Annotated in this window: 21 protein-coding genes; 12 read left to right on the forward strand and 9 right to left on the reverse strand. The window is 51.9% G+C overall.

What is annotated here, in order from left to right; genetic code table 11:
- Nucleotides 1-58: 58 nt before the first annotated feature.
- The 5 genes from parE to L1285_RS04120 are packed head-to-tail and all read right to left on the reverse strand — an operon-like array spanning nt 59 to nt 4,380.
- On the reverse strand, nt 59-1,948 hold the full coding sequence (gene parE / locus L1285_RS04100) for a DNA topoisomerase IV subunit B (RefSeq protein WP_046003042.1): 1,890 nt from the start codon (nt 1,946-1,948) through the stop codon (nt 59-61).
- Nucleotides 1,945-2,541, reverse strand: coding sequence for a YqiA/YcfP family alpha/beta fold hydrolase (locus L1285_RS04105; protein WP_235411074.1), 597 nt, complete (start codon nt 2,539-2,541; stop codon nt 1,945-1,947). Before L1285_RS04105 ends, parE begins: the two co-directional genes overlap by 4 nt.
- Nucleotides 2,526-3,299, reverse strand: a complete 774-nt coding sequence (locus tag L1285_RS04110) for a metallophosphoesterase (RefSeq protein ID WP_235411075.1) — start codon at nt 3,297-3,299, stop codon at nt 2,526-2,528. The genes L1285_RS04105 and L1285_RS04110 overlap by 16 nt, the downstream gene beginning before the upstream one ends.
- Nucleotides 3,286-3,726: a DUF1249 domain-containing protein gene (locus tag L1285_RS04115; protein WP_046003045.1), complete on the reverse strand. Its 441-nt coding sequence runs from the start codon at nt 3,724-3,726 to the stop codon at nt 3,286-3,288. Before L1285_RS04115 ends, L1285_RS04110 begins: the two co-directional genes overlap by 14 nt.
- 24 nt (nt 3,727-3,750) lie before the next feature.
- The gene (locus L1285_RS04120) at nt 3,751-4,380 is read right to left on the reverse strand and encodes an NUDIX domain-containing protein (protein WP_235411076.1); all 630 of its coding nucleotides are present in this window, start codon (nt 4,378-4,380) and stop codon (nt 3,751-3,753) included.
- A 234-nt stretch (nt 4,381-4,614) separates the two neighbouring features.
- On the opposite strand from L1285_RS04120, the gene tolC reads away from it, so the two are divergent.
- The 3 genes from tolC to L1285_RS04135 all read left to right on the forward strand — a co-directional run bounded on the left by tolC (nt 4,615) and on the right by L1285_RS04135 (nt 7,698).
- Nucleotides 4,615-5,961, forward strand: coding sequence for an outer membrane channel protein TolC (gene tolC, locus L1285_RS04125; protein WP_235411077.1), 1,347 nt, complete (start codon nt 4,615-4,617; stop codon nt 5,959-5,961).
- A 164-nt stretch (nt 5,962-6,125) separates the two neighbouring features.
- Nucleotides 6,126-7,052: an LpxL/LpxP family Kdo(2)-lipid IV(A) lauroyl/palmitoleoyl acyltransferase gene (gene lpxL / locus L1285_RS04130; protein ID WP_235411078.1), complete on the forward strand. Its 927-nt coding sequence runs from the start codon at nt 6,126-6,128 to the stop codon at nt 7,050-7,052.
- A gap of 37 nt (nt 7,053-7,089) precedes the next feature.
- Nucleotides 7,090-7,698 (forward strand): TcpQ domain-containing protein, encoded by a 609-nt coding sequence (locus tag L1285_RS04135; RefSeq protein WP_235411079.1) that lies wholly within the window; start codon nt 7,090-7,092, stop codon nt 7,696-7,698.
- Nucleotides 7,699-7,736: 38 nt separating this feature from the next.
- On the opposite strand, the gene glnE is transcribed toward L1285_RS04135, so the two are convergent.
- Entirely contained in the window at nt 7,737-10,532 is a 2,796-nt protein-coding gene (gene glnE, locus L1285_RS04140) for a bifunctional [glutamate--ammonia ligase]-adenylyl-L-tyrosine phosphorylase/[glutamate--ammonia-ligase] adenylyltransferase (protein ID WP_235411080.1), read from the reverse strand.
- A gap of 71 nt (nt 10,533-10,603) precedes the next feature.
- On the opposite strand from glnE, the gene L1285_RS04145 reads away from it, so the two are divergent.
- The 6 genes from L1285_RS04145 (at nt 10,604) to ruvX (ending at nt 14,923) form a co-directional block, all read left to right on the forward strand.
- Nucleotides 10,604-11,497, forward strand: coding sequence for a DUF350 domain-containing protein (locus L1285_RS04145; protein ID WP_235411081.1), 894 nt, complete (start codon nt 10,604-10,606; stop codon nt 11,495-11,497).
- A gap of 12 nt (nt 11,498-11,509) precedes the next feature.
- Nucleotides 11,510-11,992 carry a hypothetical protein gene (locus L1285_RS04150; protein WP_235411082.1) on the forward strand — a complete coding sequence of 161 codons (483 nt, stop codon included), beginning with the start codon at nt 11,510-11,512 and terminating at the stop codon, nt 11,990-11,992.
- 63 nt (nt 11,993-12,055) lie between these two features.
- Nucleotides 12,056-12,790 carry a 16S rRNA (uracil(1498)-N(3))-methyltransferase gene (gene rsmE, locus L1285_RS04155; protein ID WP_235411083.1) on the forward strand — a complete coding sequence of 245 codons (735 nt, stop codon included), beginning with the start codon at nt 12,056-12,058 and terminating at the stop codon, nt 12,788-12,790.
- 75 nt (nt 12,791-12,865) lie between these two features.
- Nucleotides 12,866-13,825 carry a glutathione synthase gene (gshB, locus tag L1285_RS04160; protein WP_235411084.1) on the forward strand — a complete coding sequence of 320 codons (960 nt, stop codon included), beginning with the start codon at nt 12,866-12,868 and terminating at the stop codon, nt 13,823-13,825.
- Nucleotides 13,826-13,843: 18 nt separating this feature from the next.
- Complete coding sequence (locus L1285_RS04165) at nt 13,844-14,401, forward strand: YqgE/AlgH family protein (RefSeq protein WP_046003055.1); 558 nt, start codon at nt 13,844-13,846, stop codon at nt 14,399-14,401.
- Between the two features lie 75 nt (nt 14,402-14,476).
- Nucleotides 14,477-14,923, forward strand: coding sequence for a Holliday junction resolvase RuvX (gene ruvX, locus L1285_RS04170; protein ID WP_125716644.1), 447 nt, complete (start codon nt 14,477-14,479; stop codon nt 14,921-14,923).
- On the opposite strand, the gene L1285_RS04175 is transcribed toward ruvX, so the two are convergent.
- Genes L1285_RS04175 through L1285_RS04185 form a run of 3 tightly spaced genes read right to left on the reverse strand, consistent with a single transcriptional unit; the run spans nt 14,886 to nt 17,988 of the window.
- Nucleotides 14,886-15,830 carry a hypothetical protein gene (locus L1285_RS04175; protein WP_235411085.1) on the reverse strand — a complete coding sequence of 315 codons (945 nt, stop codon included), beginning with the start codon at nt 15,828-15,830 and terminating at the stop codon, nt 14,886-14,888. The genes ruvX and L1285_RS04175 overlap by 38 nt on opposite strands.
- Nucleotides 15,802-16,926 (reverse strand): PilT/PilU family type 4a pilus ATPase, encoded by a 1,125-nt coding sequence (locus tag L1285_RS04180; protein WP_235411086.1) that lies wholly within the window; start codon nt 16,924-16,926, stop codon nt 15,802-15,804. The genes L1285_RS04175 and L1285_RS04180 overlap by 29 nt, the downstream gene beginning before the upstream one ends.
- Nucleotides 16,927-16,941: 15 nt before the next feature.
- Nucleotides 16,942-17,988 (reverse strand): type IV pilus twitching motility protein PilT, encoded by a 1,047-nt coding sequence (locus L1285_RS04185; protein ID WP_235411087.1) that lies wholly within the window; start codon nt 17,986-17,988, stop codon nt 16,942-16,944.
- A 29-nt stretch (nt 17,989-18,017) separates the two neighbouring features.
- Here L1285_RS04185 and L1285_RS04190 point away from each other — a divergent pair, with 29 nt between their 5' ends.
- From L1285_RS04190 to L1285_RS04200, 3 genes are read left to right on the forward strand one after another with little or no spacing between them, the layout of a single operon-like run.
- Entirely contained in the window at nt 18,018-18,701 is a 684-nt protein-coding gene (locus L1285_RS04190; RefSeq protein ID WP_235411088.1) for a YggS family pyridoxal phosphate-dependent enzyme, read from the forward strand.
- 15 nt (nt 18,702-18,716) lie between these two features.
- On the forward strand, nt 18,717-19,538 hold the full coding sequence (gene proC, locus L1285_RS04195; RefSeq protein WP_235411089.1) for a pyrroline-5-carboxylate reductase: 822 nt from the start codon (nt 18,717-18,719) through the stop codon (nt 19,536-19,538).
- A 10-nt stretch (nt 19,539-19,548) separates the two neighbouring features.
- A complete protein-coding gene (locus L1285_RS04200) occupies nt 19,549-20,082 on the forward strand; it encodes a YggT family protein (protein ID WP_046003061.1) in 534 nt (177 codons plus the stop codon).
- Nucleotides 20,083-20,097 lie beyond the last annotated feature (15 nt).

A 20,097-nucleotide genomic window follows, 5' to 3' on the forward strand; every position in this document is an offset into this window, starting at 1 on the left:
ACCGCACACGAGTTATCGCGTTGGCGTAATCATCCGAATTCAGTTGTCGGCAGCAAGCTTACACTTCTGCCTTATCACCATGTTGTTCCAGCCAGGTCTTTCGGTCACCGGCACGCTTCTTGGCCAGTAGCATGTCCATCACTTCAAGCGTTTCCTCTGGCTCATCCAGGGTCAGTTGCACCAGCCGGCGGGTGTTGGGGTCCATGGTGGTTTCGCGCAGCTGCATTGGGTTCATTTCACCCAAACCTTTAAAGCGTTGTACGTTGACTTTGCCGCGCTTTTTCTCAGCTTCAATGCGATCTAAAATGCCGCGTTTTTCGTCTTCATCCAGCGCATAATACACTTCTTTACCCACGTCGATACGGAACAGCGGCGGCATGGCCACATACACATGTCCACGGCGCACCAGCTCAGGAAAGTGCTTTACAAACAAGGCACACAACAAAGTGGCAATGTGCAGCCCGTCGGAGTCAGCATCGGCCAGAATACACACTTTGCCGTAGCGCAGCGCCGACAGGTCTTCGGAGTCCGGGTCAATGCCCAGCGCCACAGAAATATCGTGGACTTCCTGCGAGGCCAAAATCTGCCCGGAGTCGACCTCCCAGGTATTTAAAATTTTACCCCGCAGCGGCATGATGGCCTGAAACTCACGGTCGCGCGCCTGTTTGGCAGAGCCGCCCGCCGAGTCCCCTTCCACCAAAAACAGCTCGGAGCGCTCGGTTTCTGAACCCGAGCAATCGGTGAGTTTACCGGGTAGCGCCGGGCCACTGGTGACCTTTTTACGCACCACTTTCTTGGCCGCACGCATACGTTTTTGTGCATTGCTAATACACAGCTCGGCCAAGGCTTCGGCGGTGTCGGTGTGTTCATTCAGCCACAGGCTGAAAGCATCTTTGACAATTCCAGAGACAAAGGTCGCGCAGGAGCGCGATGAGAGTTTTTCTTTAGTCTGACCGGCAAACTGCGGATCCTGCATTTTCACCGATAACACATAGCTACACTTGTCCCAGACATCGTCGGGGGTCAGTTTAACGCCACGTGGTAACAGGTTACGGAATTCACAAAACTCGCGCATGGCTTCCAGCAAGCCCTGGCGCAGGCCATTAACGTGTGTACCGCCCTGTGCGGTGGGAATGAGGTTGACGTAGCTTTCGGTGATCGACTCGCCGCCCTCTGGCAGCCAGTGCAATGCCCAGTCAACGCCTTCGGTGGAGCCACTAAAGCTGCCCACGAACGGGCTTTGCGGTAAGGTCTCAAAACCTTTAGAGCTGTCTTTTAAGTAATCTTCCAGGCCCGACTCGTAGCACCACTCCTGCGTTTCTTTGGTTTGTTTATTGATGAAACGAATGCGCAGGCCCGGACACAACACGGCCTTAGCTTTGAGCAGGTAGTTGAGCTTACTGAGCGAGAAGTTGGCGGAGTCAAAATAGCTGGGATCGGGCCAAAACTGCACTGAGGTACCGGTATTGCGTTTACCAACCGTGCCCGTGACTTCTAAGTCTTCGACCTTGTCGCCATGCTCGAATGCCATCTGATAGACCTGGGCATCGCGCTTAACCGTGATTTCAACCCGGGTTGATAAGGCATTCACGACCGAGATACCGACCCCGTGCAAACCACCGGAAAACTGATAGTTCTTATTCGAGAATTTACCACCCGCGTGCAGCTTGGTCAGGATCAGCTCGACCCCGGGGATCCCTTCTTCGGGGTGAATATCCACCGGCATGCCGCGTCCGTCGTCAATCACCTGTAGCGAATTGTCTTCATGCAAGATCACATCGATCTTGCTGGCATGGCCGGCCAGGGCTTCGTCGACACTGTTGTCTATGACTTCCTGACCCAGGTGGTTTGGCCGCGTGGTGTCGGTATACATGCCAGGGCGGCGTTTCACCGGCTCCAGGCCATTCAACACCTCAATGGCTTCGGCATTATAATTCTGCTGACTCATAATTGGATCTGATTTTCTTCGTTTGTGTTGGTGATTTCAAGAAACCTGACTAGGGTGTCAAAGTAACGCTCAAAACCCATAAAACTATGATCCCCGCCAAACTCAATATGGCCGGGGCTGGCGCTGAAGTAGTTCACTGCCTGTTGATAGGGTAACACTTCATCGCCGCTTTGTTGTAGCAATAATATATTTTCTGGTGCGTGCAGCGACTCAACGTAGAGCTGACGCAAAGTGTCTACATGCTGGTGTGTCAGCGTGTAATGCTGTTGCTGATAGGGATTATACTGAGGTCCGAGATAATCATGCAACAATTCAAACGGGCGCACTGCCGGGTTCACCACCACAGCGCGCAAACCATGTTGTTGCGACAAGTAAGTGGCGTAGTAGCCACCCAAAGAGCTACCAACCAGCGCAGTGTCTGCATCCAGCAGGTGTTCAAGCTGGACAATGGCAATGGCCGGATCGTAATGTAAACGAGGCGTAAGGTAAGTACACTCAAACGATTGTTGCGCAAGCCACTGGCCTAATTGTTGCGCCTTAAAGGACTGCTCTGAGCTGTTAAAGCCATGAATATAGATTAATTTGCGAGCCATTTTACCTCAGTGTGCAAGCCTTTTGCGCTCCAGTGAATAAGCCGATAGGCAGGCCCTAAATTATGCTGCTGCCAGTCTGCGGTGTGTTTAGCAAACTGGATAGACGTCGCCGGTGTGGCATACACAGGCAGAGTACGAAACGACTGCGCATAGGCATGGTGCACATGGCCATGAATGAGTGCCTCAACACGCTGACTGTCGACCAGTGTATTGAGCAGCTGAGGGCCGTTTTCCAGCATATGTTTATCGAGGTAGCCGTCAATCGGGAGCGGATGATGATGACAAAACGTCAGTACCGGTCTTGATGCTGCGCAGAGCACAGCCTCAAGCTCGGCCAGATGCGCAGCCTCGCACCAGCCAGCGGGCGTAGGGCCTTTGCTGTTAAGCAGTAATATGTCGCCCTGCTCGCACCGTAAATGCTTAGCGGCACTGATCTGTCCCTCGCTGATCTGCGCCAGCAAGGTCAGGTCATCGTGATTACCCGGCACCCAAAACAGCGGGCAGTCGAGCGCCGATTGCGCCACCAGTTCGGCAAACAGCGCATAAGACTCGGCACTGTGGTCCTGAGTTAAGTCGCCACCAAACACCACACCATCAAGCCCTTCCCCGGCGAGTGCATCGAGCACGCTGACAAAGTGTGCGGCGGTATTGACCTCAAAATAACAGCCCTCACGGCTACCAAACAGGTGGCTGTCTGTGATGTGCGCCAGGCGTAACTGTGCAGCGCTAAACTGATGTGATTGCTTAAACCAGGCCATTGTTGACGTCCCAGTTGAGTGGCACCCGACCGCTTTCCAGACAAGCCATTAACCAGTCGGCCAAAAAGGCGTTGAGCTGATATTTTTCGTCTTTGTGGTGCATATCCGGATTCGGATAGCGATAAGACGGTTTGATGCGCTGATGAAAATCGTGGTGGATCACTTCTGCCACCTTGGCATCGTGATACAAGCGTACAGACAAAGCAAAATCATCCAGATGGGCACTGATCTGTTGCTTTTGGACCACGGCAATATCTGTGGTGTAGCGGGCAATGCCATCAATGCGGATCTGGTAACTGGCCGCGCCAAGGTGCAGCTCACGACTGTTACCCAATGATTCCTCAGGTAGCAGTTTTAGCGCTCGCAAATAATTGCGCTCGCACAGGGTGATATATTTGGGTAATGACTGGATGTACTCTTTTTGCATAACCGGGTGTAAAACAACCTCACTTTAAATCGGCTGAGCGTGCCACTGCGCCAGCATTTTGGCTTTGTGTAACGCCAACCATTGTAGACTAATCACCGTCGCAGCGTTATCAATTTCCTCATTTTCGAGCCGTGCCATGGCATCGCTAAAGGGCATTACATGTACTTTAATGTCTTCGCCTTCTTCGGGCAAACCATAGATCCCCCCCGCCTGGCTCAGATCGGCCTTAGCAAGGTAAAGGTATAAACGCTCCGTTGAGCCGCCCGGGCTGGACAAATACGACGTCATGTAATGCAACTCATCGAGTGCCAGACCGGCCTCTTCCATCGCCTCTTTGCGCACCACCCCTTCGTAATCCTGGCTACCCTCAGCCATGCCTGCAATACACTCCAGCAACCAGGGCGAATCTTTGGTTGCCAGCGCGCCAATACGGATCTGTTCAATCAGTAAGACCTGATCGGTGGCAGGGTCGTAAGGCAATACAGCCACAGCATGGCCGCGCTCTAAAATCTCACGCTGGATGGTCTGCGACTGACCACCGGCAAACAGCGCATGTTTAAAGCGATACAAGTCAATCTTAAAAAATTTGTTATAACAGCGTTCAGGCTCATCTAACACCACGTCCTGATGATTAAATTGTGCAACCGGTTTCATATTTCATCTCATTTTTTTCGTGATCGGGGTTTAATTTTTAACCCTAAACCCCCATCATAAGTGTTCTCGAATTTTATCTTATTTTACTGCTCGTTACCTGCCTCAAGCGTCAGGTGGCACAGTTTTATATTCTGTTACACTTGTTCTGATTGATTTACCCCTTTCCTTATATGGGAATTGACGAAAACAAGGTAACATGCCGACAATAAAAATTGTCTAAGGACTGAGCAAAAAATGAAAAAAAGCATTCTATCTCTGTTTATCGGTGTTGCCTGCGCCCTGTCCAGCACAGCCTCACAGGCAGAAGATCTGTTGCAAGTGTACGAAATTGCCACCGCAAACGACCCAACGGTATTAAAAGCTAAGGCCCAGGCTGACGCACAAAAGTATGCCCAGGATTCTGCATTAGGCGATCTATTGCCTTCACTGGGTTTTTCAATGAGCTACACCGATAACGACGGTGAGTCTACATTACCCGGTCAGAACGATGCATCAGGCTACACTGTTGTTGATACCTGGAGCGATTCACTGTCTCGCAGTATCACACTGAACCAGACTATTTTTAGCATGGCGACCTGGCAAAACCTGACCATCGCTGAGAAACAGGCGATGCAGGCGCTGACCAGCTATGAGCAGCAGCAACAAGAGCTGATTGTCCGTGTTGCACAAGGCTACTTTGATGTACTAAGCACCCTGGACAACCTGGAGTTTGTGCAGGCAGAAAAACGCGCTATCGAGCGTCAGCTGGAGCAAACCAAGCAGCGCTACGAAGTGGGCCTGACCGCCATCACAGACGTACACGAAGCTCAGGCGCAGTTTGACCAATCTGTGGCCAACGAAATTGTGGCACAGAACAACGTTGAAACGGCCCGTGAAACCCTGCGTACCATCACAGGTAAGTATCATGCCAAACTGGATAAGCTCAATACTGACAGCTTCTCGACCGTGAAGCCGAGCAGACAGTCCAACGACTTTATCACCTTAGCGAAAGAGAAAAACCTGTCGCTACAGGTCGCTAAATCGGCGCTGGACATTGCACAAGACCAGATTGACCTGGCACAGGCAGGGCACTATCCAACACTGAGTTTACAAGCGTCGTATTCTGATTCTTTGGGTAACACTGAAGGTGCAGAATTGTCGCCTCGTACCGATGGCACCAGCATCGGCCTGTCACTCAATGTGCCTATCTATTCAGGTGGCAAAACAGTTGCAGCTACCGACCAGGCACGCGCTCTTTATGTTGCCGCCAGCGAAGACTTAGAAGCGTCTATGCGTAACGTTACCCGCTCGGTGATCACCTCTTATAACCAGGTGATGTCTGACGTGGCAACTTACCGCGCACTGGAGCAAGCAGTTGTTTCAGCAGAAAGCGCCTTACAGGCAACTGAAGCAGGCTTTGAAGTGGGTACTCGTACCATTGTTGACGTACTAATAAGCACCCAAAACCTCTACAGTGCTAAGCGTAACCTGGCTGACCTGCGTTATCAGTATGTGTTATCAACACTGAAGCTGAAACAAGCAGCGGGTACACTAAGCCGCAGCGACCTGGAGGCCATCAACAAAGGCCTGGTTGCAGGTTAACCCCAATTTCGCTCGAACAAAAAACCGGTGCAAACCGGTTTTTTTCTGCCTGTAATTTACCCCGGCAGATAGGTCGCACCAGGTCTGCGCTCATCATCGCTCTCTTGAGCTGCCCAGCCGATATCGCTAAACTAACCCTTTGAAGTTTGAACGAGAGCGCACCTTTGGTTAACAACCCCACCTTTAAGCTGGCATTTTTAGCCCCAAAATTCTGGCCAACCTGGCTGAGTGTATTTTTTCTGTATGCCCTGTCCTGGCTGCCACAAGGTATTCAGCTGTGGCTGGGGAAAATGCTCGGTCGCCTGGTGCACCGCCTGTTAAAAAAGCGCCGCCACATTGCTGAGGTCAATTTACGCTTGTGTTTTCCCGACATGGACGCACAGCAACGTGCCGATATGGTGTTAAAAAACATGGAAAATACCGGTATCGCTACCTTCGAAACCTCCATGGCCTGGTGGTGGCCTCAGTGGCGCCTGAACCGGGTTGTCGGCTCAGTTAAAGGGATAGAGCACATTGAACAGGCGCAGGCCAATGACAAAGGCGTACTTTTACTGGTGCCCCACATGCTGCACCTGGAAATGCTAAGTCGCGTACTGGGTACTGAACAAATGGGGATCGGGTTTTATCGCCCGCATAACAACCCGCTGATGGAATATTTTATGACCAAAGGCCGGTTGCGATCCAATGAGTACCTGGTAGGTAAGCGCGATGTTAAAGGGCTGTTGCAGGCATTGAAGAACAAAAAGCTCTGCTATTATCTGCCCGATCAGGACTATGGCCGTAACCGCTGTGAATTTGTGCCTTTCTTTGCGGTGCCCGATACTGCCTCTACAACCGGGACACTGCTCTTTGCAGGAAGCAAAAATTGTGAGACATTAAGCTTACATGGCGTCCGGGATGCCCGTGGTAAATACCATATTGAGATCCAACCGGCGCTGGCAGACTTCCCAAGTGACGATCCGCGTAGCGATGTCACCCGGGTCAATCAGCGTATGGAGCAAGCCATTGAGCAGGCCCCGGAACAGTATATGTGGTTGCACCGACGCTTTAAAACACGTCCGGATGAGCACGCGCCATCGTATTACAAGTAGAGTTAGCAATCGTTAGTATAAAGTGTGTCGTGACAGTATGGCTAAAAAACGTTCAAAACGCTTATCAAACCTGTGGTTCTGGGCCAAGCACTTATCTTTAGGTGTGTTGTTGGTGTGGGCCGCGTATTACTTTTTGTATGGCAATATCCCGTCGATGGAGTTTCGTGATACCACCAATGCCGCCGCACGCGGGTTTACCCAATTTTACGAAGGATTCAAGCGCAATTTTAATGAGCGCAATACCGAGCGGGAAAAATACGTCCTGGAGCTGGGCAAACCCACTTATCCCCTGGACGATGCCATCGCACAGCGCGGCCTGGTGGTCAAACCCGCACCGCAGCGCTGGACCGGTGAGATCCAGCCTCGGCGCTTTGACAGCGGCGAGACCCTGCGTGGCGTGCTGACTAACTATGCCAAACAAGAAGATGTTGAGCTGTTTTGGTATCTGGACAAAGATTATGTGGTGAAACACAACTTCCGTGTCGACACTAACTTTGTATCTACCTTGTATCAGGTTGGCACCGCCATCAATGATGACTTTGAATTCGAGGTCTACACCTTCTTCTGTCACCGCCAGCGCGCTGCAGTCATCACCCAAAAACCTTCGCGTTTTGTCCGTGAAAACTGTCGACGCCTGACCAAGTAATAGCGTCAGCCGGAGCAAGTCACCTTGCTCCTATACTGTTAACCCAGTAAATTTTGCCAGGCGACTTTCACTGAATTCACCAGTTCTGCCACCTCATGCATTGCCACACAGCGCCCGCCTGCATTCAGGCTGTGCAAATGATAACGGTCGCGGAACTCGCAATATGCCTCGGTCAGCGCCGCCTGAGTGGCGTTGTCTATCACACCGGCATGATGGGCCATTTCGAAGATCCGAATGTTATCGGGGAAGCGCGCCAGTTCAGGGTGAGTCTGGGCATAGTTAAGCACCAGATACTGGGCAATAAACTCAATATCTGTCATCCCGCCCACGCCCTGTTTTAAATCAAACTCCACCTCGTCACTCTTATCCAGGTGCCCGCGCATTTTCTGACGCATTGCCACTATGTCTTTGCGCAGCTCAGTGCTGTCACGGCGCAGGCTGAGTATCTCGTGGCGAATATCATTAAAGCGCGCTACCAGGTCAGGTTCTCCCAGTACCATGCGCGAGCGCACCAGTGCCTGATGCTCCCAGGTCCAGGCCTGCTGCTGCTGATATTGGTAAAAACTTTCGATATTAATGGCCAGCAGCCCGGAATTACCTTCCGGTCGCAATCGGGTATCCAGTTCGTACAAAATGCCGGAGTTGGTACGGGTGTTAAACAGATGCATCAGCCGTTGTGCCAGCTTCAGGTAAAACTGGCGGGATGAAATTGACTTCTCTCCGGTGGTAACACTGTTGCCATCGCGGTTGTGAACAAATACCAGGTCAAGATCTGAGTTATAGCCCAGCTCCAGCCCACCCGCTTTACCATACGCCACCACGGCAAAGCCTTTATGCTCAGCATCGGCCCCTTCAGGTGCCCCGTAGCGGCTCACCATTTGCTGCCAGGCAATGTCGACGGCTTTAGCAATAATGGCTTCGGCCAGTGCGGTCAGGTGGTCGCTGACTTTCATTATATCCAGCACGCCGGTGGCATCCGCAGCGGCAATGCGCAGTGCCTGCGTTTGCTTAAACTGGCGCAGCGCTTCCATCTGAAGCTCCAGATCTTCGCTGTCGATACGCAAAAAATACTGCTGCACTTCGCTGTAATAGGCACTCAGCGGCAGTGGCCGATACAACACCGCGGGGTCGATCAGCTCATCCAGCAAGATAGGATAACGGGCCACCTGCTCTGCAATCCAGACACTGTGTGCACACAACTTGATCAGTTGTTGCAGCGCTCCCCGATTCTCAAATAGCAATTCGAGATAAGCGGTGCGCGAGGCAATTTTCAGGATCACTTTTAGCACCCGCCCGAGAATTTCAGTGCCCGGTGCACGGGTAATTTCACTGAGTAAAGCTGGCATCAGTTTGTCCAGTACATCTCTGCCGCGCGTACCCATCTGGGTTTTACTCAACCCCAGATGGAACGCATCAAGAGACTGCTGCCAGGCAGCACTGACGGCCTCAGGCAGCTCAGATTCCAGATAACTGATATCACGCTGCTCCCAGGCAGAGACGTATTCTGGCGCCAGCGCCTCGCCCAGCTCGGGCTCTTCACCTATCACCTGAGTAAATTCAGCCCGTACTGCCTTTTGCGCCTGCTCTAGCAAAGCCAGCACTTCACTGTAGTTGGCGCATTCCAGCAACACGCTCAGGCGTTGCTGTCCCAGCTCATCCTCTGGCAGGGTTTGCGTCTGACAGTCGTCAAACGCCTGTAAATACTGCTCGGTTCGGCGCAGCAACAGGTATTGCATAGACAACACCTCGCCGACTTCTGCGGGGATCAAAGACAAGTTTTGCAACTGTGCTAAGGCCGACAGTAACGACGGTGTTTGCAATTCCGGCTCACGGCCGCCGCGGATCATCTGCAATGCCTGGACAATAAATTCGACTTCGCGGATCCCGCCGGCGCCCAGCTTGATGTTATTGGTCAGCCCTTTGCGCCTGACTTCCTGCGCGATCATATGTTTCATTTTCCGCAGCGATTCAATCACAGAGAAGTCGATATAACGGCGAAACACAAAGGGGCGGATCAAGGTTTTAAACTCATCCCAGTAGCGATTTTCTTCGCCAAGCAGACGCGCCTTCAGCATGGCATAACGCTCCCACTCCCGGCCCTGATCCTGATAATAATCTTCCATCGCGGCAAAACTCATCACCAGCGGGCCGCTGTCACCAAAGGGGCGCAGGCGCATATCAACACGAAACACCTGACCATCGGCAGTACACTGGTCGAGCGCAGCAATGAGCTTTTGTGCCACCTTAGTGTAAAACACCTGCGCTTCTATGCTGCGCCGCCCGCCTTCGGTGGGTTTGGCAAACGGATAAGTAAAGATAAGGTCGATGTCCGAGGAAAAGTTCAGCTCGCCGCCGCCCAACTTACCCATACCCAGTACCAGCATAGGCACTGGCGTCTGATGTTCATCATAGACCTGACCATTACTTTTGGCCACACAGGCGTGTGCCCAGCGATTGGCCCAGTCAATCAACACTTCACTGAGACGCGACTGATAAGCGATGCTGTCGGCGATTGGATTGCCCTCGACCAAGTCAAGCCACATTAGCTTGAGCCAGTAACGCTGACGATATTCTCGTAGCTGCCTGAAGCAACTCGCTTCATCCAGCTCCTCGAGCGGCATTGTCAGCGGTGCCGGACAAGTTCTTTGTTGCATCTGTTCGCTGTCCAGCAGCCAATCAATCCAGTGTGGATGACGCTGCAAAATACGGTACGCAAAATCACTCAATCCCAGCAGTCTGAGTACGGCCGGATTAGTTTTGTGTTGGGCAAACAGTGCCTGACAGCGTTGCTCTGCCAGCTGCCCGAGTGCCTGGGGCAAGCCACCGAAATCCATAGAAAAATCTCCAGTGCAATTGCAAAAAGCGGTGTTATAGTAAACGTAATTGCCATCACCTTACACTTAGCATGAGTTATTTGTCTTTAGCCAATATCAACTTTTTCGCCATCTTAGTGAGTTTTGTTGTGATCTGCGTGTTCACCATAGCTCTGCGTTTATACGTTCAGTTCAGCGCCCGACAAATGTTGCAGGATGAACTCGCCAAGCGGGATAACTTTGCACTGGGGATCAGCTACGCCACACATCTGGCCGTAGTCGTGATCTGCTGTGCGTATGTTTTAAATGACACCGGCATGATGGTGTTACAGGCCGAGTCGCTGCGCAGCGGCATTATTCTGCTGCTGATCCTGGTATATATCTATTTTGGTCAGCATATTCACCGTAAATGGATCCTCTCTCAGTTCAACGAGGAGCAAGCGATTTTGAAGCAAAATGTCTGCGCCGCCGTGGTTGACTCGGGCATGCTGATCGGCAACACCATTTTGGTACTGGGGCTGTATCACTGGATCCACCCGCAGGGCTTTGGCAACTTACTGGTTGTAACACTCAGCTTTTTGCTGGTGCAGTTAATGTGCGCACTGGACAGTAAAATTCGTGAATGGCGCTTTGCCCGTTACAACCAGGGCGCGTCGTTACAGCAGAACTTTAACCTGGCCAACACCTCCATCGGGATCCGCTATGCCGGTAAAAGTATTGGCCTGGCACTGGCCATTTATGCGGGCCTGCACAGTGCGCCCTATCATGGTGCCAAGGTCGTCGAAAACCTCTTTGTGATTGTGATGCACTGCGGCGTGATGTGGCTGCTGCTGTACGGGATCAGCCATTTACTACTCCAGCTGGCGTTGCCCAGAGTGGACATTGGACTGGAAGTTGACCATCAGGATAATATCGGTATTGCCTGTCTGGAGTTTGCTGTTTTCTGCGCAATAGGCTATTTACTTATTAACATGTTCTCAATGTAACCAGGCCTGTTAGTGCGTTTAAACTTAGAAAACTTTTTGCTGGTCGACAGCAACTGGGAGTTCAGCAGAGAGTTCGCTGCGCACCTCAAGGCGCAGCGCCCTGATGTGCCCAGTGAGTTATTGATAGCCGGTGACAACACCAAACAGATGCTGAAAATGATGTTTCAGGAGCAGGTTAAAGACTATTGTTACTGTGACTTTGCCAATGAAATCAGCGTCTCGGAGCTGGCTTCCTACCTGCATGAGCATCACAAAGTAAAGGGGGTGTTGATCTACGCGCTCGACTATCATCTGGCCGACGAAGCACAGCGGTTTATTTTTAACTCGCTGCACCGCCAGCGTATCACCGTAGAACAAAGTGACCGGGGATACGTCTATCATCCGCTACGAGATCCCTTTAACAACAACCACCTGACCTGCCATTCCACCGTCTCCGCAACCACCCAAGATACGGTGATTGACTTTGCGCAGCATCACACCGACAAAGCCGAATAGGTGCTGGACTCGCTGTACATAAGCCCTTACCATTACGGCTATTTAACAGCGGAATAGTCCACCATGCGCATACCTCATATTTACCAGCCCTCTAACCTTGTTATTGGCGACGCTATCGACCTTGGCGATGATGCTGCCGGCCATGTTGCCCGTGTGCTGCGTATGGGTGAAGGGGATAAGCTCAGCCTGTTTAATGGCCAGGGCGGTGAGTATCTGGCCACCATCAGTGCCGTCAGTAAAAAGAAAGTTCAGGTCATCCCTGAGCAGTTTATTGATAAACAGGTTGAATCGCCGCTGTCCATTCACCTTGGCCAGGGGATCTCGCGAGGCGACAAGATGGACTTTACCATTCAAAAATCCGTAGAGCTTGGGATCACTGAGATCACGCCGCTATTCACCACTCGCTGTGGCGTTAAGCTCAGTGGTGAGCGACTGGCAAAAAAACATCAGCAATGGCAAAAAATCGCCATTGCGGCCGCTGAGCAGTCTGGCCGCAACACTATTACGACTATCCACCCGCCGATCTCACTCGATGAGTGGCTGGTGCAAAGCAGTGAAGCACTTAAGCTGACACTGCACCCAAGAGCAGAGCACTCAATTAAAACCTTGCCAAAGCCCGAGCACGGCGTACGTTTCCTGGTGGGCCCTGAAGGGGGGTTTACCGATGAAGAAATGGCCGCCACCAAACAGCAGGGGTTTGTTGATATTCGCCTCGGCCCACGCGTATTACGCACAGAAACCGCTGCCCTGACCGTGCTCAGTGCATTGCAGCTTGAGTTTGGCGATCTGGCCCTTTAAAAAGCCAGTTTCGCCCTTATATCCTAAGCAGACACTTAGCAGTTGAATTGATTCACTTTACATAAGGTTACCCCAATGGCAGCGAAACTTGGGATCATCTCAGATCCAATCAGTGGCTTTAATATCAAAAAAGATACTGGCTTCGCCATGATGCTGGCAGCGCAGGCACGTGGTTATGAGCTTTACTACATGGAAATGCAGGACTTGTATTTATACCAAGGTGAAGCCCGGGCCACCGCCGCCAAGGCAACCGTGTTTGACGATGTAAATCACTGGTATGAGCTGGCCGACAAAGACGACATTGCACTGAACGAGCTGGATGTGATCCTGATGCGCAAAGATCCGCCGTTTGATACCGAGTACATTTACGCGACTTACATTCTGGAGCGCGCTGAGCAAGCTGGTACTTTGGTGATCAACAAGCCACAAAGCTTACGTGATGCCAACGAAAAACTGTTTACGGCCTGGTTTAGCGAACACACACCGGATACCTTAGTGACGCGCTCAAGCGCGCAGATCCGTGAGTTTCTGGCCAAGCATGGCGACATCATTCTCAAGCCGCTGGACGGCATGGGTGGCGCCTCAATTTTCCGGGTGACTCAGGACGACCCTAATATTGGTGTTATCTGCGAAACCCTCACCGAACATGGCAGCCGCTTTGCCATGGCACAAAACTACGTGCCCGCCATTAAAGACGGCGATAAACGCGTACTGGTGGTCGATGGCGAGGTTATGCCTTACTGTCTGGCACGCATTCCACAAGGGGGCGAAACACGCGGTAATCTGGCCGCAGGTGGCCGTGGAGAAGCGCGCCCGATCAGCGACAGTGACCGTAAAATTGCCGAAGCCGTTGCGCCGGTTTTAAAAGAAAAAGGGCTGATCTTTGTGGGCCTGGACATCATAGGAGACAAGCTCACCGAGATTAATGTCACAGCCCCAACCTGTGTGAAAGAAATCGAAGCGGCCTATGATATTTCGATTATGGACAAGTTTTTTGATGCCATTGCGGCAAAACTCGACCATACTAAAGAGTAACGAAAAGGGGGTCTCGCTATGCAATCACTCGCCAATCATTTTTTGGTCGCCATGCCAAATTTGCAAGATCCCTTCTTTAAGCACACAGTCACCTATATTTGTGAGCACAATGAAGAAGGCGCAATGGGCCTGGTCGTCAATCACCCCATTAACGTCACTGTGGGTGAGCTGCTCGACCAGATAGAAATAGACAACGACAAATCCAGTACAGCCGCCAGCCAATCCGTGTTTGCCGGTGGGCCAGTTCATACCGATCGCGGCTTTGTCTTGCACACGCCCAAACCCGGCTACGCATCCAGCCGCGAGCTTAGCTCAGACATTATGATCACCACCTCAAAAGATGTACTGGCGTCACTGACCTCACACAATTGTCCGGACGCGTTTATCATTACTTTGGGTTATTCCGGGTGGGAGCAGGGGCAGCTGGAAAAAGAGATCCTGGAAAACTCCTGGCTGATCATTGAAGCCGATCCGGCCATTATTTTTAATACGCCACCAGAAAAACGCTGGGAAAAAGCGGTAGAAATGCTCGGTATAGACGCCGGACAACTGAGCACCGAGGCGGGCCACGCCTGAGCCAACCAACCCCATTAACAGCGCGTCGCCACGACACATGTGGGCGACCGCCTGTATTTTATTGAGAAACACAGCATGAGTAATAACGAAAAAGCAGCTCCAGGCCAGCGTACGGTCATTGGCTTTGATTTTGGCACCCGCAGCATTGGTCTGGCCGTAGGACAGGAGATGACCGGCACGGCCAGTAGTCTGGGCGCAGTCAAAGCCCGTGACGGTATCCCCGACTGGCAGGATATCGCTCCCTATATCGAACAGTGGCAACCAGATCTGCTGGTTGTTGGCTTGCCACTGAACATGGACGGCACAAATCAGGACCTGACCTTTCGCGCCAAAAAGTTTGCCAACCGGCTGCACAACCAATTCAGATTACCAGTCGAGACTCAGGATGAACGCCTGACCACCGCAGATGCCAAAGCCCGCTTGTTTGAGCAAGGCGGCTATCGCTCTTTGGCTAAAGATAAGGTCGATGGCATGTCAGCCATTATTATTCTGGAGAGTTTTTTTGAGGCGCAATGGGGTTAAGCACCCGGTAGCGTTTCAGGTCGGGGATAAATCCTGCCTGCTCATAGGCGAGGCGGATCGTCCCCCGCGCCCTGAGCTGCTTTAGACCACTTTGTAGTGCCTTAAATGCCCTTTCTCCATCCGGATGCAGGCGCGACACCACAAAGTGGCGGCTGCCATCAAACTGCACCACTAAATTCGGGTGTGCCACCAGCACAATCTCATCCAGCCTGAATTCGTTATTCAGACTCGGCATGAGCGGCATCAGCATAAAGTCGACCCACTGGCGATTGACCATTTGCGCCTGCGACGCCCAGACCGGTTCATTCATCACATGTTTGAGACCCAGACTTGCCAGGGTTTGCCAGTCCGTGCGCCAGCGACTGGTGGAAACAGCGCTCAACTCACGTAACTCACTGAGCCCGGTGATACGTGCAACCGCCAGATTATCCGGGGCATAGAATATGCCGGCAAAATACTCGCCACGGCGGATCACCGCATCACTGATAAACAGTTTATCTGCCTTGGCTTTGGCATCTGCATACCAGTAACTGTCGAAGCTCAATAACAGTTTACCCTGCTCGAGCAAGTTCGAATGACGAAAATTGATATTACCGGGTCGGTAGGTAAAGGATTTTCTGAAGCCTCCCAGCGCCAGCGCTTGCTGCACCAGCACCATATCAACCACATCTCTGCGCACATAATCGCCCGAGAACTGATTGACTTCGAGGGGCTCACGGCCATTCAAAAAACGCAGATAGTCGGCATAAACATCATCGCGGATATACATATCCACCACATCATGGCCAACCGACTGCTCAGCAGCAACCCCAGCCGCCAGCGCTGCGGGGCTCGCCACCAGGCAGCACAGGCACAATAGCGCCCGGTGCAGCGCCCGGTTAACGCTTTTTATCGTCCAGGCCGTCAACGGTCACCCCTTGCAAAAAGCCTGCGCCTTTTTGCTCGTTGTTCTGCAGTTTGATCATCAAACGCAGATCGTTCGGAGAGTCGGCGTGATGCAGCGCATCGGCATAGTTGATCCTTTGCTGTTTATACAAATCAAACAACGCCTGATCAAAGGTTTGCATGCCCATTTCTTTCGACTTAGACATAGTTTCTTTAATCGAGCCGATGTCGCCTTTTTTAATCAGCTCCGCCACCATTGGAGAATTCAGCATCACCTCAATGGCCGCTACACGCCCTTCCCCTTTGGCCGAAGGCACCAGTTGCTGCGCCACAATGGCTCTGAGGTTGAGCGCCAGGTCGTATTTCAGCTTATCGTGCTTTTCTTTCGGCACCAGGTGCATAATGCGGTCAATGGCCTGGTTGGCATTGTTGGCGTGCAAAGTTGCCACACACAGGTGGCCGGTTTCGGCAAAGCTCAGTGCATATTCCATGGTCTCGCGCGAACGAATTTCACCGATCAAGATCACATCCGGTGCCTGGCGCAGCGAGCTTTTCAGCGCCGACTCAAAGCTTTCCGTATCCAGCCCGACTTCTCGCTGAGTGATAATACTCTTGCGATGCTGATGCACAAATTCAATCGGATCTTCTATGGTAAGAATATGGCCACGCTGATTGCGATTGCGATAACCCAGTAACGCCGCCAGTGACGTTGACTTACCCGTGCCCGTACCACCGACGAATAACACCAGACCACGCTTAGACATGATCACGTCGGTCAGCACAGAGGGCAGGCCCAAGTCGGTGACTTCAGGGATATCCGTCACGATACGACGGATCACCATGCCCGCGCAGTCTCGCTGCCAGAATGCCGATACCCGGAAGCGGCCAATCTCGTTCGCCACCGCAAAGTTACATTCTTTCTCACCATGAAACTGTTGCTTTTGCTTCTCGCTCATGGCCGACTCAACCATGGCCAGTGATGCCTCGGCATCCAGCATATCATCGTCCAGCGCCCGTAGCTCACCATCAATTTTGGCACTGACGGGCAAACCGGCAGACACAAACAAGTCCGATGCGCCTTTGTCTTTCATCGTTTGTAGGTAATGTACAAGTTCCATCACGCGCTCCCGAACTTAATATGAGGTGCCAAACTGGTTCTTATCGTGGGCTTTCGCCTGTGCATCCTGGTTGGTGATCAGGCCGCGGTTGACCAAGTTGGTGAGACACTGATCCATGGTCTGCATACCATGCATTGCACCGGTCTGAATCGACGAGTACATTTGCGCGATTTTATCTTCGCGAATGAGGTTACGGATGGCCGGAATACCCATCATGATCTCGTGGGCTGCCACCCGCCCGCCGCCGACTTTTTTCACCAGGGTTTGTGAAATAACCGCCTGCAGGGACTCAGAGAGCATAGAGCGCACCATGTCTTTTTCCTCACCGGGGAAAACGTCAATAATACGGTCGATGGTCTTAGGCGCTGAGGTGGTGTGCAGTGTGCCAAACACCAAATGACCGGTTTCGGCTGCGGTCATGGCCAGGCGAATGGTTTCCAGGTCGCGCAGCTCACCGACCAGGATCACGTCGGGATCTTCACGCAGAGCACTGCGCAGCGCGGCGTTAAAGCTGTGGGTATCGCGATGTACTTCACGCTGGTTGATCAGGCTCAACTTGTTTTCGTGGACAAATTCGATGGGATCTTCAATGGTCAGAATATGGTGGTGCTTGTTACTGTTAATGTAATCCACCATAGCCGCCAGGGTGGTGGATTTACCCGACCCGGTTGGGCCTGTCACCAGCACTAAGCCTCGCGGGCAATCAGAGATTTTGCGGAAAATCTCCGGTGCGCCCAAGTCTTCCAGCGTCAGCACTGAGCTGGGGATGGTTCGAAACACCGCCGCAGGACCACGACTGGCGTTGAACGCATTAACACGAAAACGGGCCAGGTTTGGTACTTCAAAAGAAAAATCTACCTCAAGATTTTGCTCATAGTCCTTGCGCTGGTTATCATTCATAATATCGTAAACGAGGCTGTTAACGTCCTTCGCTTCCAGTGCAGGAATGTTTACCCGGCGCACATCGCCATCAACGCGGATCATCGGCGAAACGCCCGATGAAAGGTGTAAATCCGATGCTTTGTGTTGCACACTAAAGGCCAATAATTCAGTAATATCCATCTCAGACTCCACAACGAGCAAATAATAATATGGTTACAATAGCAGAACGGCTGAACAACGCCTATGATCGCATTGCAAAAGCACAGCAAAAGTATGCCACCGAGCAGGAGGTTGCATTGCTGGCGGTGTCTAAAACCAAACCTGTCGAACTCATCGAGCAGGCCTATGCTGCGGGTCAGCGGTTATTTGGTGAGTCTTATGTTCAGGAAGCGGTCGACAAGGTCCGCCACTTTAACCAGCAAAAAGACATTGAATGGCATTTCATTGGCCCCATCCAGTCGAATAAATCACGTCAGATTGCCGAGCATTTTTCCTGGGTGCAAAGCGTCGACCGCCTGAAGATAGCGCGCCGCTTGAATGAGCAAAGACCCAATAACCTGATGCCGCTCAAGGTCCTTATCCAGGTCAATATCAGTGATGACGAGCAAAAGTCTGGCTGCGCTTTGAGTGAACTGGACGAACTGGCCGCTTATATCCATGACGCGCGCCAGCTGGAGCTGCGCGGACTGATGACAATCACCGCACAAACCGATGATCCACACCAACAGCTGGAATATTTTCGCCAAATGAAGGCTTGCTTTGATAGACTAAAGGCTCAATATCAACAGCTGGATACCTTGTCGATGGGTATGAGTGGCGATCTGGAAATGGCCATTCAGGGTGGTGCAACCATGGTACGCATCGGCACGGACATTTTTGGCAAACGACAATAAGGTGACACAATCCCAATGGCTAATAAAACGATTGCATTTATCGGCACAGGTAATATGAGCTATGCCATCATCGGCGGCATGATCAAAAACGGATTTGCCCCGCAAAGTATCATTGCAACCAATCGCAACGCTGAAAAGCTGGCTAAGGCTCACGCCGACTTCGGGGTCCTTACCGAGCAGGATAACCTCAAAGCGGTGCAACAAGCCGATGTCATCGTGTTGTCTGTTAAACCACAGATGATGGCCGAGTTGTGCCAGACCTTTGTCGATGCCGGGCTGGATATCAGCGATAAGCTGTTTGTGTCTGTTGCCGCGGGTATCACAGTAAAACGTCTGCGCGAGATGCTGGCACAGGATGTTAAACTGGTACGCTGTATGCCCAACACACCATCATTGCTCGGACGTGGTGTCTCTGGCCTGTTTGGGGCAGACATCAGTGAAGAAGAAAAGGCTTATATTGAACAGATCTTTTCATCAACTGGCATCGCCATCTGGCTGGATGAAGAGTCACAAATTAATGATGTCATTGCCGTCACGGGCTCCTCCCCCGCGTATTTTTTCTTATTTATGGAAGCCATTGAAGAAAAAGCCATTGCACTGGGCTTTTCACCTGAGCAGGCCCGTGCGCTGGTACAACAAACCGCGCTGGGTGCCGCTGAAATGGCGCTGTCTCAGCAGGATATCAGCATTGCGCAGTTGCGTGCCAACGTCACCTCTAAAGGCGGCACGACCCACGCAGCCGTTGAACATTTAAAAGCCAACCAGTTACCACAAACCGTGGCTGATGCCATGGATGCCTGCATTGCCCGGGCACAGGAAATGGAACAACAAATCTAGAGGACACACAATGAACGCCATGCAATTTTTGGTAGGGATTATTTTTGACCTGTTTTTAATGGTCGTACTATTGCGCTTTTGGCTACAGCTGGTCAAAGCAGACTTTTATAACCCGCTGAGCCAGGCCGTGATCAAAGCGACTTCTTTCGCGGTGAACCCACTGCGTAAAATCATTCCGGGCTTTGGCGGGTTTGACTTGGCGTCGCTGGTATTGGCGCTGCTGGTCGGCTTTGCCAAAATGTCGGTACTGATGCTGATGTTTGGCGGCTACTGGGATGCCATGGGTGCGGCCATTTCTGGTGCCCTAACTGTGGTCAAAGAAGCCTTTTCGCTGGTGTTCTGGATCCTGATTATCCGTGCCATTTTGAGCTGGGTCGCGCAGGGTTATAACCCCATCGCTGCAGTCTTTGATCAGCTTACTGAACCTATGCTGCGCCCTATTCGTAAAATTATTCCACCGCTGGGCGGGCTGGACCTGTCGATCCTGGTCGTGCTGATCGGCATGCAGTTTTTGCAGATCCTGGTGATGGACCTGCTACGTTAAGTCTTTGGAGTAGTC

It is taken from the genome of Pseudoalteromonas sp. DL2-H2.2 (genome assembly GCF_021532535.1).
Lineage (GTDB): Bacteria > Pseudomonadota > Gammaproteobacteria > Enterobacterales > Alteromonadaceae > Pseudoalteromonas > Pseudoalteromonas rubra_A.

Bases quoted from the DNA above. Each gene is read 5' to 3' on its own strand.
- parE (WP_046003042.1), bottom strand. From the start codon at position 1,948: ATGAGTCAGCAGAATTATAATGCCGAAGCCATTGAGGTGTTGAATGGC.
- L1285_RS04105 (WP_235411074.1), bottom strand. From the start codon at position 2,541: ATGGCTCGCAAATTAATCTATATTCATGGCTTTAACAGCTCAGAGCAG.
- L1285_RS04110 (WP_235411075.1), bottom strand. From the start codon at position 3,299: ATGGCCTGGTTTAAGCAATCACATCAGTTTAGCGCTGCACAGTTACGC.
- L1285_RS04115 (WP_046003045.1), bottom strand. From the start codon at position 3,726: ATGCAAAAAGAGTACATCCAGTCATTACCCAAATATATCACCCTGTGC.
- L1285_RS04120 (WP_235411076.1), bottom strand. From the start codon at position 4,380: ATGAAACCGGTTGCACAATTTAATCATCAGGACGTGGTGTTAGATGAG.
- tolC (WP_235411077.1), top strand. From the start codon at position 4,615: ATGAAAAAAAGCATTCTATCTCTGTTTATCGGTGTTGCCTGCGCCCTG.
- L1285_RS04135 (WP_235411079.1), top strand. From the start codon at position 7,090: ATGGCTAAAAAACGTTCAAAACGCTTATCAAACCTGTGGTTCTGGGCC.
- glnE (WP_235411080.1), bottom strand. From the start codon at position 10,532: ATGGATTTCGGTGGCTTGCCCCAGGCACTCGGGCAGCTGGCAGAGCAA.
- L1285_RS04145 (WP_235411081.1), top strand. From the start codon at position 10,604: ATGAGTTATTTGTCTTTAGCCAATATCAACTTTTTCGCCATCTTAGTG.
- rsmE (WP_235411083.1), top strand. From the start codon at position 12,056: ATGCGCATACCTCATATTTACCAGCCCTCTAACCTTGTTATTGGCGAC.
- gshB (WP_235411084.1), top strand. From the start codon at position 12,866: ATGGCAGCGAAACTTGGGATCATCTCAGATCCAATCAGTGGCTTTAAT.
- L1285_RS04165 (WP_046003055.1), top strand. From the start codon at position 13,844: ATGCAATCACTCGCCAATCATTTTTTGGTCGCCATGCCAAATTTGCAA.
- ruvX (WP_125716644.1), top strand. From the start codon at position 14,477: ATGAGTAATAACGAAAAAGCAGCTCCAGGCCAGCGTACGGTCATTGGC.
- L1285_RS04180 (WP_235411086.1), bottom strand. From the start codon at position 16,926: ATGGAACTTGTACATTACCTACAAACGATGAAAGACAAAGGCGCATCG.
- L1285_RS04185 (WP_235411087.1), bottom strand. From the start codon at position 17,988: ATGGATATTACTGAATTATTGGCCTTTAGTGTGCAACACAAAGCATCG.
- L1285_RS04190 (WP_235411088.1), top strand. From the start codon at position 18,018: ATGGTTACAATAGCAGAACGGCTGAACAACGCCTATGATCGCATTGCA.
- proC (WP_235411089.1), top strand. From the start codon at position 18,717: ATGGCTAATAAAACGATTGCATTTATCGGCACAGGTAATATGAGCTAT.
- L1285_RS04200 (WP_046003061.1), top strand. From the start codon at position 19,549: ATGAACGCCATGCAATTTTTGGTAGGGATTATTTTTGACCTGTTTTTA.